The sequence below is a fragment of the Longimicrobium sp. genome (genome assembly GCF_036399255.1).
Taxonomy (GTDB): domain Bacteria; phylum Gemmatimonadota; class Gemmatimonadetes; order Longimicrobiales; family Longimicrobiaceae; genus Longimicrobium.
Genome location: NZ_DASWNM010000147.1, coordinates 1 through 13,254, shown reverse-complemented (window position 1 = coordinate 13,254; position 13,254 = coordinate 1). Strand labels below are relative to the sequence as shown.

Genomic DNA, 13,254 nt, shown 5'->3' with positions numbered 1-13,254 from the left:
CATTGAGCCATCGCGTCCAGGTCACGAACGGGCCTCAGTCGTACCATCCTTCCAGGTACCACCGCCCACTTGCGCCGTCGCGAAAGACCAGTCCCAGCCACCCCTCCGGCGACTCCACCCGCCAGTACTCGCGGGCCGTTCCCCGCGCCCACCACGCCCCCGAAATCCGTTCCGGACCCTCGGCCCGAGTTTTCCACATCCGTGGTGGAAAACCCCCGATGCCCCCGTTCTGCAAGGCGTTCTGCCCCGACGGAATGTCCACCTGTGCGGGACGGTGTTCCGCGTCTTCGCGCACACCGACGGGAAGGGGTTCGGGAAGACGGCGCAGACAGAGGGCGAGGGTGTTGCGGAACACGACACTGGCGTCTGCGGAGCGCTCCTCGCCGGACGGCCGCGCCTCCGTCACCGCGGCGATGCCGTCGCTGCCCCGCGCGGCCCAGCCGGCGTGCTCGCCGGGAAGGTGCGCGCCGTTGTGCACCGCCGTGCTGAGCGCCCCGTCCCCCCAGCGCGCGAAGACGGGGAGAAGGGCGGAGTGCAGCGCGCTGGGGTCCGGCGCGGGGGCGGTAAAGGCGTCCAGCTGGTCCGCCCGCGCCGTCCCCTCCTCCTCCGCCACCAGCGACACGCCGCGGACGGGGCCGGACAGCGGCTCCGCGTCCACCGCGCGCCGGCAGAGGTCCGCCAGCACCCGCGCGTCGGCCGTGGGCCGCGCCGGGCGAATCTCCCGCACGTCGTCGCGCGCGTCCTCCACCCGCAGCACCAGGCGCAGCCGCACGGGAATGCGCTGCCGCGTCTCCAGCTGCCCCAGCACGGCGCCGATCAGCCCGCCCAGCACGAAGCGCAGCGGCTCCGCGTTCTCGATGGCCGGCTCGAAGTCCGCCTCCGCCGCGGCGATGCCGGGCGCGGCGGGGCGAAAGGGCCAGCGCACGTCGTCGCCGCGGGCCAGCCGCCAGGCACGCAGCCCCTCGGCCCCAAAGCGCAGCTCCACCTCGGCCGGCACCAGCGCGCCCAGGTCGCCGCACGTCCGCAGCCCCAGCAGCTCCAGCGAGTGGCGCAGGTCCGGCGGCATGGGGACGATGGCCAGCGAGCGGCGGCGCAGGTAGGCGGGCTCCTTCCCGGGCGGCACCACGCGCACGTCGACCCCGCGCTCGCGCGTGGCCGCCGCCGCGGCGATGCAGGAGGCCGCCACCCCCGCGTGCGCCTCCCACCCCGCGCGCGCGGCGGCCTCCGCCAGGGCGCGCCCCACCCCCGCGTCGCCGCCGTGCCCCTCCATCCCCGTGACGTCCGCCCACCAGGCGCGCGGATGACCGCGCACGGGGATCACCCGCGGCGCGGCCGTCAGCAGCGCGCCGGCCAGCGCGGCGCGCGAATGGGCGTCCGGGTCCGCCGTGGAGGTCAGGCGGACGCAGGCGATCCGCCGCTGCGGCGCGGGCATCAGGCGCGGGCGCCGGCGCGCCGGTCGGGTCCGTGCGCGGCGTGCAGCCGGTCGGCGGGCTCGTGCACCAGCTCCACCTGCCGCTCGCCGGTGCGGGCGCCCCACCCCTTGGCCATCTGCACGGCCGAGGGGCGGCGAAAGCGGCCGCCCACGCGCAGGCCGGGGTGGACGCCGGTGCGGCGAAAGTCCAGCTTTACGTCCGCGCGCCACGAGGTGCCGCCGCCGTCGGTGGAAACCAGCACCGCCGCGTCCGTCTCGCGGGCAAGGGCGCGCAGCCGGTGCGCCTCCACCGGCTCCGGCGCGGGCCCGTCCAGGACCACGAGGCCAAAGGCGCCGGTGCGCAGCAGCGTCTCGGCCACCCAGGCGCCCTCGTCGGTGTGCGCGGCCGAGGGGGGGCGTGCCACCCACAGCCCCGGCGCGGAGCTCCCGTCCGGCCCGCACCAGGCGGCCGGGTCCAGCGTGCGGGTGGCGTCCACCACGGCCACCAGCGTTTCGCGGCAGGCGGCCTGCACCAGCACGCGCAGGGCGGCGGTGCGGCCGCTGGTGGCCTCGCCCGCCCACAGCGTGATGGCGCGCCGGGGCACGCCGCCCGGCACCAGCGCGTCCAGCGCCGCCACGCCCGTGCGGAACCCCGCGCGCTCACGCGACGGCGCCTGCCCCGGAATCGGCACGATGGCATCGCCAAAGCGCTTTTCCAGGGCGGCGCGAAGCAGCTTGAGGTCGGGTGCGGCGCTCACGTTTGTAGCCTCGGATAAAACACGGTGCACTCGCTTTGCGACACCGATGCAAAGCAAGAGTAATACCGAACATTATCCGAAACAAGCTGGCGGTCTGGATCTGCTAAGTACTTGTTTGGATGATACTTAGACTTGTATGACCGGAGCCGGGATGTAAAGGTTGATGATGTGTACGGCGGCGTCCATGCTGGCTAGCTGTATTGCACCACGCACCCAATCCGCGCATTAGTTTACGATTCGTACGCACGCCAAGATGGACGCTGTCCACGATGGAGAAGTTGTGCGGATGAGGGGCTGCGGGTGGCGGGATTGGAGGCGTACGAGGGGGTGGGTCCGGGGTGACCGGATGGCGGATGCTGGATGGGTGCGATGTGGGTGGATGTGACGGGCCGGAGGGCTGCAAGGGCGAATGAATTCGCTGCAACAACTACACGAAATCCGCCTTCGCGGATTGGCGGGTGTGGAGATGGGGGAGGGATTGGTGCGCGTGGCGGGTTTGGTTGGGGCGGGAGGAGGCACGGTGAGCCATCCCACCGCCTTTGCGGACACGTCGGGCCCACCCGTGCGGGTTCACATTTTTTATACCGAATCCTGAAAAAGAATGATCGTACAGAGGAACAGAGTCAGACAGAGGAAAGGAGATCGTGCTTCAATTCGCTTTCTCTGTTTGACTCTGTTCCTCTGTACCCCAAAGGTGTTGTTTCCAGATCTGGTGATACTGGATGAACGGGTGATAGGAAGGCGTCGCGACGAAGCACGTCTGCGCGGTGGCCGCTATCGGATCGGCAGCACCAGCCTCGCTTCGCAGCCCGTGCGGTCGGAGCGGTCGGCGAGGTGCAGGGTGCCGCCGTGGGCTTCGGCGATCTGGCGGCTGAGGACCAGGCCGATCCCCGATCCGCTGGGCTTGGTGGTGAAGAAGGGGACGAACAGGTTGGCCGATCCGCCGATCCCCGGTCCCTCGTCGCGAATCCACAGGGTGACGAAGCGGGCGTCCGCATCCCATCCCGCCTCCACGCCGCCCCCGGTCTCCGCCGCCGCCTCGGCCGCGTTGGCCAGCAGGTTGATGAGCACCTGGTCCAGCTGGTCGGGGTCCGCGTGGACGACGGCGGGCGGGCCTTCCACCAGGCGGATGGCGGCGCGGGTTTCCAGGCGCACGGCGCGCTCCATCAACTCGCGCACGTCCACGGGGCGCTTGCGGGGCGGGGGAAGGCGCGCCAGCCGCGCGTAGCTGCGCATGAAGCGCCCCAGCGCCTCTGCGCGCGCGGCGATCACGGCCAGCCCCTGCCCAAGGTCCTCGTCGCGGTCCGGCGCCGGGGGGTGGTCCATCAGGTCCAGCAGGCTGCGCGAGATGGACTGGATGGGGGTGAGCGAGTTGTTGATCTCGTGGCTCAGCACGCGGATGAGGCGCTGCCACGCCTCGCGCTCTTCCTGCCGCAGCACGCGCCCCACGTCGCTCAGCACCAGCAGCTGGTGCGGCACACCGTCCTGCCGAAAGCTGGCGCGGCGCAGGTCCCACCGCCCGCTGCCGCCGGGAAAGGTGCGCTCCACCGTGGCCGGCGTCTGCACGTCCAGCAGCCCCTGCAGCGGCTCGCGCGCGGCGGCGCCGGCCAGCGCGTCGGCGGGCACGCCCAGCAGCTCGGCCGCGGCGCGGTTGGCGAACTGAATGCGCTCGCGATGGTCCAGGGCGATCACCACCACGTCCAGGTTGCTGAGCACCGCCTGCAGCAGCGCCGCCGCCTCCATCCCCCCCAGCCGCACGTTCCGCAGCCGGTCCGTCAGCCCGTTCAGCTCCAGGCTGGCCAGCCCCAGCGGGTCGTCGGGATCGAAGATGCGGGCGCGCGTGGAATAATCGCCCACGCGCACCGCCGCAATCAGGTTCGCCAGCGTCTGCAGCGGCCGCGCGAACCGCCGCCGCGCCGCCTCCGCAAAGGCGATCCACAGAACGGGGACGAACAAGGTGACGGTCCACCGCACCAGCGGCGGCGCGGGGAGGGCCCACGCCAGTGCGAGCGCCGCCGCCGTCCCCGGAAGCCCCGCCGCCAGCGCCAGCAGCAGCACCTGCGCATCCGAGCGCCGGAGGGCCTTTATCGGCATCGGAACGCGGCCAAGTGGTGGCCGGATCGGCAAGGGCGAATGAATTCGCTGCAACGACTACACGAAATCCGCCTTCGCGGATTGGCGGGCATGGGGGTGAGGGAGGGCTTGGTGGGCGTGGACGGGTTTCGGCGTGCGGGTGCGTTGTGGACACACTGGAGCATCCGGCCGCAATGGCGAATGAATTCGCTGCAACAACTACACGAAATCCGCCTTCGCGGATTGGCGGGCATGGAGGTTAGGGAGGGTTCGGCGGGCGTGGACGGGTCCCGGTGCGCGGTTGCCTTGTGGACACACCGGAGCGTGCGGACACCACGAGCATGGCCCCCGCGAGCAGGTGAAGCCCCGCCGGGCGAGCTCCGCGAGCCCAGGGCGGGGCTTATGGCCGTCCTAGCCGCGGGCTTTAGCCCGTGGCGCCGTGGCCCGCGACGGCGATGCCCGTGGCCCCATGCCCCGTGGTCCCATCGCCCGCGTGCCGCCCACCGATGCGCCCGCCCACGCGCCGTATCCATCCGCACGCGCCTCACCCGTTCACCCGTTCACCCGTTCACCCGTTCACGTCTCCAGTCCGTGCTTCTCCAGCCGCCGGTACAGCGCGCTCCGCGAGATCCCCAGCGCCTCCGCGGCGTGGCTCACGTTGCCGCCGTGCCGGTCCAGCGCCTTGCGGATCAGGTGCCGCTCCACCTCCTCCAGCGGCATTCCCTCCAGCGCGTCGCCGCCGCCGCGTGCGGTGGCCGCGGGGCGCAGGTTCAGGTCCGCCGCCTCAACCCGCTCGCCGCCGGCCAGCAGCACCGCCCGCTCCACCGTGTGCGCCAGCTCGCGCACGTTGCCCGGCCAGGCGTAGTCCAACAGCGCCCGCATGGCGTCGCTGTCATAGCCCTGCAGCCGCTTGCCGTAGCGCTGGGCGAACCCGCGGAGAAAGTGGTCCGCCAGCACGGGCACGTCCTCGCGCCGCTCGCGCAGGGCGGGGACGTGGATCTCGACCGTGTTGATGCGGTAGAGCAGGTCGCCGCGAAAGCGGCCCTCGGCCACTTCCTGGTGCAGGTCCAGGTTGGTGGCGCTGATCAGCCGCACGTCGGCCGTGCGCGACGTGGTCGATCCCACCCGCTGGAACTCGCCCGTCTGCAGCACGCGCAGCAGCTTGGCCTGCAGCGACATCGGCATCGTCCCGATCTCGTCCAGGAACAGCGTGCCCCGGTGCGCGGCCTCGAAGTAGCCGATGCGCTCCGTCCTGGCGTCGGTGAACGCGCCCTTCACGTGGCCGAACAATTCGCTTTCCACCACGCCGGTGGCGATGCCGCCCGCGTGCACCGTCACCAGCGGCCGCCCCGCCCGGGCGGATTCCGCGTGCAGCCGCCGCGCGACCACCTCCTTGCCCGTGCCGTGCTCGCCGGTGATGAGCACGCTGGCGTCGGAGGGGGCAATGCGGCGCACCATGGCCAGCACGTCGCGCATGGCGCGCGACTCCGCCGCCAGCGCGGGTGCCGCGTCGTCCGTCAGGCGGCGGTTCTGGTCCTCAAGGTGGCGGGCGGTGCGCAGGGCGCGGCCCAGCTCCACCTGCGCGCGCAGGGTGGCCAGCAGCCGGTGGTTGTCCCACGGCTTCTCCACGTAGTCCCGCGCGCCGATGCGCATCGCCTCCACCGCGCCCTCCACGCTTCCCCACGCGGTCATCACCACGACGGGAAGGGTGGGATGCACGGCGCGGATGCGGCGCAGCAGGTCCATCCCCTCCGCGCCGGAGGTGGTGTCGCGGGCGTAGTTCAGGTCCAGCAGCACCACGTCGAAGTCGTGCTCCTGCAGCTGCCGCGCGACGGCGGCGGGGGAGCCGGCGGTCTCCACGCGGTAGCCCTCGGCCTTCAGCAGCAGCCGCACGGCCTGCAGCACGTCGGGCTGGTCGTCGGCCACCAGCACGCGGGGGGCTTCGGCCGGTGCGGACACGGGGTCGGACAGGGCAGGGGGACGGGTTCGGGGGTGATTCACGGCAGCGCCCCGCGCAGGGGCACGCCCGTGCCGCGCTCCAGCAGGGCGACGGCGCGCAGCGGTGCATGGCGCGAGATGGCGTCCTGGCGGGCGGCCTCGGCCCAGAGGATGGCCGCGTTCAATCGCTCGCTGAGCGGCGCCACGCCCACACGGTAGCGCTCTTCCGCCTGTTCGCGCTGCCGCTCGGCCAGCTGCAGGTTCAGCCGTGCGCGCTCGCGCAGGGCGGATGCGCGGGCCCAGCGCTCCAGTCCCACGGACACCTCGCGCTCCATCGTGCGCCGCGCAGCGGCTTCGTCCGCCTGCGCGTCCAGGATGCCGGCGGTGCCGCGCCGGCGCCCCGCCAAGATACTGCCCGGCCGCTGCAGCGGCGACCACGCCACGCTCACGCGGTAGTACGCCTGCACGTTGCGCGGCTGCAGGGTGAACGCGTCGCGGGTTCGCCCGAACTCCGACCAGACGCGGTCCATCCCCAGCGTCACCGTGGGGAGCAGGTCCAGCCGCGCCGCCCGTGCGTCGCGCGCCGCCGCGTCCCGTTCCGCGCGCACGGCGGCCAGCAGGGGGCTTTGCGCCAGCAGCAGGGCGCGGACGGCGGCGGTGTCGGGCGCGGGCGGCGCCTCGGGGGCGGAGAGGGCGTGGAGCGCGTCGGCCGGCGCGCCCATCTGCTCCGCCAGCTCCAGGCGCCGGGCGCGCGCCTCGCCCTCCGCGTCCATCAGCGCGATCTGCGCTTCGCTGGCGGCCAGACGGGCCTGCAGCATGTCGATCTCGGGGACCGTGCCGGCGGCGAAGCGCCCCTCCGCCGTCCGCTCCAGCTCGCGGGCGTGCACCTCCTGCGCGCGGCGCACCTCCACCAGCGCCTGGGCCTCCAGCGCGTCCAGGTAGACGAGCGTCACTTCCGCCGCGGCGCGCACGCGGGCGGAGGAGACGCCGTGGTCCGCCGCACGGGAGCGCGCCCGGGCAGCGGCGGTGGCGCTGAGGCCGCGGCCGCCGGAGAAGAGCGTCCAGTCCAGCGAAAGCACCGCGCTGGTGCCAAAGCTCTGCCGGCTCTGGATCAGCGAGTCGGGAAGGGAGACGATGCCGCCGGTGATGGGATCGGTGGCGGTGCGCTGCAGCACGTCGTTGCGGGTGACGCCCGTCTGCATCCCCACCCGCGGAAGCAGGGCCGCCCACGACTCCGTCCGCCCGGCGCGGCCGCGGATGGCGTCCGCCTCTGCCCGCTGCACGTTCGGGTGCGCATCCAGCGCGGTCCGCACCGCCTGGTCCAGCGTCAGCGGCTGCTGCGCGCGGGCGATGGCGGGGGCCAGCGCAAGCGCGGCGGCGAGGACGGCGGTGGCGGCGCGGAGTCGCGAGGAGATCGGGTCGATCGAAAGGAATCGCATCATCACACTCAGTCGCGGATCTTCAGGCGGTCGACGTTCTCCCACCGGGCCAGGTCCGAGAGGATCACCTGGTCGCCCTGCGCGAGGCCGGACACCACCTCCACCGTGTTGACGGAGGCGCGGCCCAGGCGGACGGGCACGCGGACGGCCGCGGTGCCGCCCTCCACCAGCTTCCACAGCGAGGCGCTGCCCTCCGACTGCGCGTACGCGGGGCGGCCGGTGTGCAGCACGGAGGGAAGCCGCTCCAGCTCGATGGTGCCGTCCACGCTGAGGTCCGGCCGCGCGCCGCGGGGCAGCTCGCCCTGCAGCGCGACGTCCACGCTCACGGTGCCGCCCTGCACCGCGGGATCGATGCGCACCACCCGCCCCGCCACCACCCCGGAGCGGGTGTCGATGCTGGCCGTCTGCCCCACGGACAGGTCGCGCGCCTGCGTCTCGGGAATGCGCAGCACCGCCTTCAGCCGGCCGGGCTCCACCACGCGCGCCAGCATGGTGCCGGGGGTGACCCATTGCCCCACCTGCAGCGGAAGCTCCTGCAGCACCCCCGCCGCCCCCGCCACCACCCGCATGCCGCTGGCGCGCTGGCGATGGAAGTCGATGATGGAGCGCAGCCGCTGCACCTGCGCCCGCTGCACCGCCAGCCGCGACTGCGCCGAGCGGTCCAGCACGCGCAGCTGCTCCTGCTCCGTCCGCAGCCGCTCCGCCAATTCCCGTGCGCGGTCCGCGGAGCGCGCCACCTCGAGCCGCGCGATCAGCCCGCGCTCCGCCAGCTCGCGGTCCGCGTCCGCGCGGCGCTGCGCCTCGCGCGCCTCGCCGCCCAGGGTGGAGAGCGAGCCCTGGAGGGTAAGCCGCTGGGTCTGCAGCGTGGTTTCCAGGTTCACCAGCTCTGCCTGCGCCTGCGCAAGCTGCCGGTCCGCGTCCAGCGCCTCCAGCTGCACGTCGGGGTTGGAAAGCTCCAGCAGCACGGTGCCGGGCTCCACGCGGTCGCCGGGCTGGGCCAGCACCCGCTCCACCCGGCCGCCCGTGGCCGCGGGAATCCAGCGCACCCGCTCGGGGACCAGCGTGCCGGGGCCGCGCACGGCGCGCACCATCTCGCCGCGGCGCACGCTGTCGATGATGATCTGCTCGCGCTCGATGGAGGGGGCGGGCGGCTCCAGGCGCGTGGCGCCAAAGGCCAGCAGCCCCAGCACCGCGACGCTGGCGCCGGCCATGGCAAAGCGCCGGTTGCGGCGCGACTTTGAATCGGTGCGAGGTACGTCCACGGTCAGTCTGCGGGTCGGGGAAAGGCGGGTCCGTCTGCCCCGATGTATGGGAAGCCGCGTGCCGGATCGGCGGGTGGAGGCAAGTCGTTGCGGGATGTAGATTTGGGTCCGTGGATGCCGATCATCCTTCGAGGTTTGCTGTCCGGCGCTGGGAATCCGCGTCCCATTATCGAACACTCGTGATTGACCAGCGCTCAGGCCGCGGAACCGGTCGATGGTGTTCGATTCCGCGCACCGAATCCCAACACCGGACACCGCACTGCGGTTGACGACATCGATCGATCATCCCCAAATCGTTGCGGCACAGGGGATTTGGGTCGATGCGGGAGCGCGGCACGAACCGTGTCTCTAATCGGGCCGGACACGGGTGATTCCGCATCCCGCATCCGCCGCGGACGATCGATCATCCGATCCGTCCGCCTGTGACATCCAACCGTCGATAACGGATCGGGGCCTGCGCATCCGCCGATCCTCATCAATCCCCTGTGGAGTGCAAGCGATGACCACCGCGAACGACCCGCTGATCCAGCTGGACAACGTCTCCAAGGTGTTCTACACGGACCAGGTAGAGACGCACGCGCTGGCCAACGTGCACCTGGGCATCCGCTCCGGCGAGTTCGTGGCCATCGCGGGGCCGTCGGGGTGCGGAAAGAGCACGCTGCTCTCCGTGCTGGGGCTGCTGGATTCGCCCAGCGGCGGCGAGTACCGGCTGGGGGGCAAGCCGGTGCACAGCCTGTCCGCCGCCGAGCGCGCCCGCATCCGCAACCGCGAGATCGGCTTCATCTTCCAGGCGTTCAACCTGATCGGCGACCTGACGGTGTTCGAGAACGTGGAGCTTCCGCTCACCTATCGCGGCATGCCCGCGGCGGAGCGCAAGCGGCGCGTGGAAGAGGCGCTGGAGCGGGTGCAGATGTCCCACCGCAACGGCCACTTTCCCGCGCAGCTTTCCGGCGGGCAGCAGCAGCGCGTGGCGGTGGCGCGCGCCATCGCGGGCAGCCCCGCGGTGCTGCTGGCGGACGAGCCCACGGGCAACCTGGACTCGGCCAACGCCACCGCGGTGATGGACCTGCTGCGCGACCTGCACGGCCAGGGAAGCACGCTGGTGATGGTGACGCACGACCCCCGCTTTGCCGGCTACGCCGACCGGCAGGTGCACCTGTTCGACGGCCAGGTGGTGGAAGACGCCGCCACCCCCGCGCACGCGCCGCACGCCGGACCCCACGCCGTGGCCTGAGGGCGGCTTCGCGCCTCACCGTCGCAGCTTGCCGTCGTGCGGATGGCGTCCTGCCTGGACCGTTGCGGGCCGCCACACCCCAATCTGTCATTCCGAGGGAGCGCACACCCGGCACGTTGCCTTGCCACCGAACCCGGTGCGCGACCGAGGAATCTACTCTCCGTCTCCTCGTGGCGTGTCGTGACGCCCCGGACTGGCCCTGTCTGGCGGTTGCGCCGCCGCGGCGATTGCGCGCGCTGCCGCGTCCGGCCTCGAGCAGGCCGAAAGTAGATTCCTCGGCCCTGCAACCCGCGGCGTGATCGTCCGGTTGCAGGGTGGCCGGGCCTCGGAATGACAGACGCGTTTTCGTGCTGAAGGATGCACGGAGACGCCTCGCTGATGATTGTCGCCGGCTGATTTCCATCCACCGTACCGTTGCCCGCCGCTGCTGGTGCGCCCGCGGGCGCGCCGTTGAAATCATCGATCGGAGAGTCTCGTGAAGACTGGTATCTCCTGGCTGGACGTAAAGCTGGGCGCCCGGATGCTGCTGAAGAACCCGCTGCTGACGCTGGTGGGCGGGCTGGGGATGGCGGTGGCCATCGCCATTGGCGCGGGGTTCTTCAACGCCACGGCCGCCATTGCCTCGGCCCGGCTGCCGCTGGACGACGGGGACCGCGTGGTCGCGCTGCAGCTGTGGGACGCGGAGGCATCCAACCAGGAGCGCCGCATCCTGCACGACTTCGTCGCCTGGCGCGAGGAGCTGAAGACGGTGCGCGAGCTGGGGGCGTTCCGCACCCTCCGCCGCAACCTGATCGTTCCCGACCAGCAGACCGAGCAGGTGGCCGTGGCCGAGATGAGCGCGTCCGGCTTTCGCGTGGCGCGGGTGGCGCCGCTGCTGGGCCGCACGCTGCTGGACGAGGACGAGCGCCCCGGCGCGCCGCCGGTGATCGTGATTGGCGAAGACGTGTGGCGCGGGCGCTTTGCCTCGGACCCGCGCATCGTGGGGCGCGAGGTGCGGCTGGGCACGGCGGTGCACACGGTGGTGGGGGTCATGCCGCGCGGGTTCGCCTGGCCGCTGGACCACCGCTTCTGGACGCCCCTGCAGCTGAATCCCGCGGACTACGGGCGCATCGAGGGGCCGGGGATCACCGTCTTCGGGCGGCTGGCGCCGGGCGCCACGCGGGCGCAGGCCCAGGCCGAGGTGGAGGCCGTGGGGCGGCGGACGGCGGCGGCGTTCCCCGCGACGCACACGCGGCTGCGGCCCCGCGTGCTGCCGTACGCGCTGGGCAACGACTTCGCGGACGACATCGCGCAGTGGCAGGTGCAGGTGCTGCGGGTGATCGTCAGCCTGCTGCTGGTGGTGGTGTGCGCCAACGTGGCCATCCTGGTGTACGCCCGCACCGCCACGCGCATGGGCGAGATCGCCGTGCGCAGCGCCCTGGGCGCCAGCCGCCGCCGCATCGTGGCCCAGCTGTTCATCGAGGCGCTGGTGCTTTCGGCCGGGGCGGCGGCGGTGGGGCTGGTGGCGGCCCGGGCGGTGCTGACCTGGCTGGCGACGAAACTGCCGGCGCGGGGGAGCGGCGAGTACCCGTTCTGGATGGACTTTCGCCTGACGCCGGGGACGGTGGTGTACGTGCTGGGGCTGGCGGTGCTGGCGGCGGTGATCGTGGGCGTGATCCCCGCCGTGCAGGCCACGGGCAGCCGCCTGCAGGCCGGGCTGCGCCAGCTGGGCGGCGGCACGGGAATGCGGATGGGGCGCACCTGGACAGTGCTGATCGTGGCCCAGGTGGCGTTTGCCGTGGCCGTGCTTCCCACGGCGGTGTTCGGCGCGTGGGAGTGGATGCGGTACGGGCTGACCGACCCCGGCTTTGCGGCGGAGCAGTTCCTTGCCGCCTCGGTGGGGATGGACTACGAAACGCCGCCCAGTGCCCGGGCCGCGGCATACGACAGTGCATACAACGCCCGCTTCGGCGATCGCCTGGACGAACTGGCCGCGCGCCTGCGGGCCGAGCCCGCGGTGACCGACGTGGCCCTGGGCTCCCACGTTCCCGGCCGCGAGCCGGTGATGTGGGTAGAGGTGGACGGCGTCGCGACGCCCACGGACAACGGCGACTACGCGGTGCAGGAAGGCACGGCCGGGCACAGGATCCGGTCCGGCCACGTGGACAGTCGCTTCTTTGGCCTCTTTGGCGTGCCGGTGCTGGCGGGGCGGGGGTTTGGCCCCGCCGACATGGACACCGCGGCTACGGCGGTGGTGGTAAGCCAGAGCTTCGTGCGGGAGGTGCTGGGCGGCGCAAACGCGCTGGGGCGGCGGGTGCGCTACGTGGGGCGCGGGGGCGACGCGCCCGAGGACCAGGTGCAGCTGGGGCGCTGGTACGAGATCGTGGGCGTGGTGCGCGACTTTCCCAATGCCATGGAGCCCGATGCGGTGCAGCAGCGGATGTACCACCCCATGGTGCCGGGGCAGGTGTACCCGGCGCGATTGGCGGTGCGGATGCGGGGCGCGTCGGCGGGGGCGTTCACCGGGCGGCTGCGCGAGGTCACCACGGCGATCGACCCCACGCTGCGCCTGGGGAGCGCCGAGCCGCTGGACCAGTCGCTGCGGGCGCTGCAGATGACGATGCGGATGACGGCGCTGGGCATTGGCCTGGTCACGCTGACGGTGCTGCTGCTCTCCGCCGCCGGCATGTACGCGCTGATGTCGTTCACCGTCACGCGGCGGCGGCGGGAGATCGGCATTCGCGCGGCGCTGGGCGCGGACCCGCGGCGCATTCTCCGCGGCATCTTTTCGCGGGCGCTGGGGCAGCTGGGGATCGGGGTGGGCGTGGGGCTGGCCGCCGCCGTGCTGCTGAACGTCGCGACCGGCGGCGCGACGATGGGCGACAAGGCGCCCTTGCTGATCCCCGCGGTGTCGGCGCTGATGGTGGCGGTGGGCCTGCTGGCCACCGCCGGGCCCGCGCGCCAGGCGATGCGTGTTCAGCCGATGGAGGCGCTGCGGGAGGAGTAGGGGATAGGGAATAGGGAATAGTCCCTGACCGATGAAATCCTGCGCAAGCTGGTCGTGATTATGCCGACAGGCCAGCGAGCGCGGGGATGATGGAGCCCTCCCGCAGTCGGCAGGCAGCGGCGATGACGCGGCGGCCAAGACGCGTGAGGTAGT

General features: G+C 72.6%; 8 protein-coding genes. 2 read left to right on the top strand and 6 right to left on the bottom strand.

Going from position 1 to position 13,254, the window contains the following annotated elements; translation table 11 throughout:
• Positions 1–34: 34 nt before the first annotated feature.
• The 6 genes from VGC13_RS28120 to VGC13_RS28095 all read right to left on the bottom strand — a co-directional run bounded on the left by VGC13_RS28120 (position 35) and on the right by VGC13_RS28095 (position 8,881).
• Positions 35–1,432 (bottom strand): hypothetical protein, encoded by a 1,398-nt coding sequence (locus tag VGC13_RS28120; protein WP_331128651.1) that lies wholly within the window; start codon positions 1,430–1,432, stop codon positions 35–37.
• Positions 1,432–2,169: a hypothetical protein gene (locus tag VGC13_RS28115; RefSeq protein ID WP_331128650.1), complete on the bottom strand. Its 738-nt coding sequence runs from the start codon at positions 2,167–2,169 to the stop codon at positions 1,432–1,434. The genes VGC13_RS28120 and VGC13_RS28115 overlap by 1 nt, the downstream gene beginning before the upstream one ends.
• A gap of 774 nt (positions 2,170–2,943) precedes the next feature.
• On the bottom strand, positions 2,944–4,263 hold the full coding sequence (locus VGC13_RS28110; RefSeq protein WP_331128649.1) for a sensor histidine kinase: 1,320 nt from the start codon (positions 4,261–4,263) through the stop codon (positions 2,944–2,946).
• Between the two features lie 555 nt (positions 4,264–4,818).
• Positions 4,819–6,201 carry a sigma-54 dependent transcriptional regulator gene (locus VGC13_RS28105; protein ID WP_331128648.1) on the bottom strand — a complete coding sequence of 461 codons (1,383 nt, stop codon included), beginning with the start codon at positions 6,199–6,201 and terminating at the stop codon, positions 4,819–4,821.
• A gap of 38 nt (positions 6,202–6,239) precedes the next feature.
• Complete coding sequence (locus VGC13_RS28100; RefSeq protein ID WP_331128647.1) at positions 6,240–7,619, bottom strand: TolC family protein; 1,380 nt, start codon at positions 7,617–7,619, stop codon at positions 6,240–6,242.
• Between the two features lie 8 nt (positions 7,620–7,627).
• Positions 7,628–8,881: an efflux RND transporter periplasmic adaptor subunit gene (locus VGC13_RS28095; protein WP_331128646.1), complete on the bottom strand. Its 1,254-nt coding sequence runs from the start codon at positions 8,879–8,881 to the stop codon at positions 7,628–7,630.
• 499 nt (positions 8,882–9,380) lie between these two features.
• Between VGC13_RS28095 and VGC13_RS28090 the strand changes: the two genes are divergently transcribed.
• Entirely contained in the window at positions 9,381–10,115 is a 735-nt protein-coding gene (locus tag VGC13_RS28090; protein WP_331128645.1) for an ABC transporter ATP-binding protein, read from the top strand.
• Positions 10,116–10,590: 475 nt separating this feature from the next.
• Positions 10,591–13,101, top strand: a complete 2,511-nt coding sequence (locus VGC13_RS28085) for an ABC transporter permease (RefSeq protein ID WP_331128644.1) — start codon at positions 10,591–10,593, stop codon at positions 13,099–13,101.
• Positions 13,102–13,254 lie beyond the last annotated feature (153 nt).

Bases quoted from the DNA above. Each gene is read 5' to 3' on its own strand.
- VGC13_RS28120 (WP_331128651.1), bottom strand. From the start codon at position 1,432: ATGCCCGCGCCGCAGCGGCGGATCGCCTGCGTCCGCCTGACCTCCACG.
- VGC13_RS28110 (WP_331128649.1), bottom strand. From the start codon at position 4,263: ATGCCGATAAAGGCCCTCCGGCGCTCGGATGCGCAGGTGCTGCTGCTG.
- VGC13_RS28100 (WP_331128647.1), bottom strand. From the start codon at position 7,619: ATGCGATTCCTTTCGATCGACCCGATCTCCTCGCGACTCCGCGCCGCC.
- VGC13_RS28090 (WP_331128645.1), top strand. From the start codon at position 9,381: ATGACCACCGCGAACGACCCGCTGATCCAGCTGGACAACGTCTCCAAG.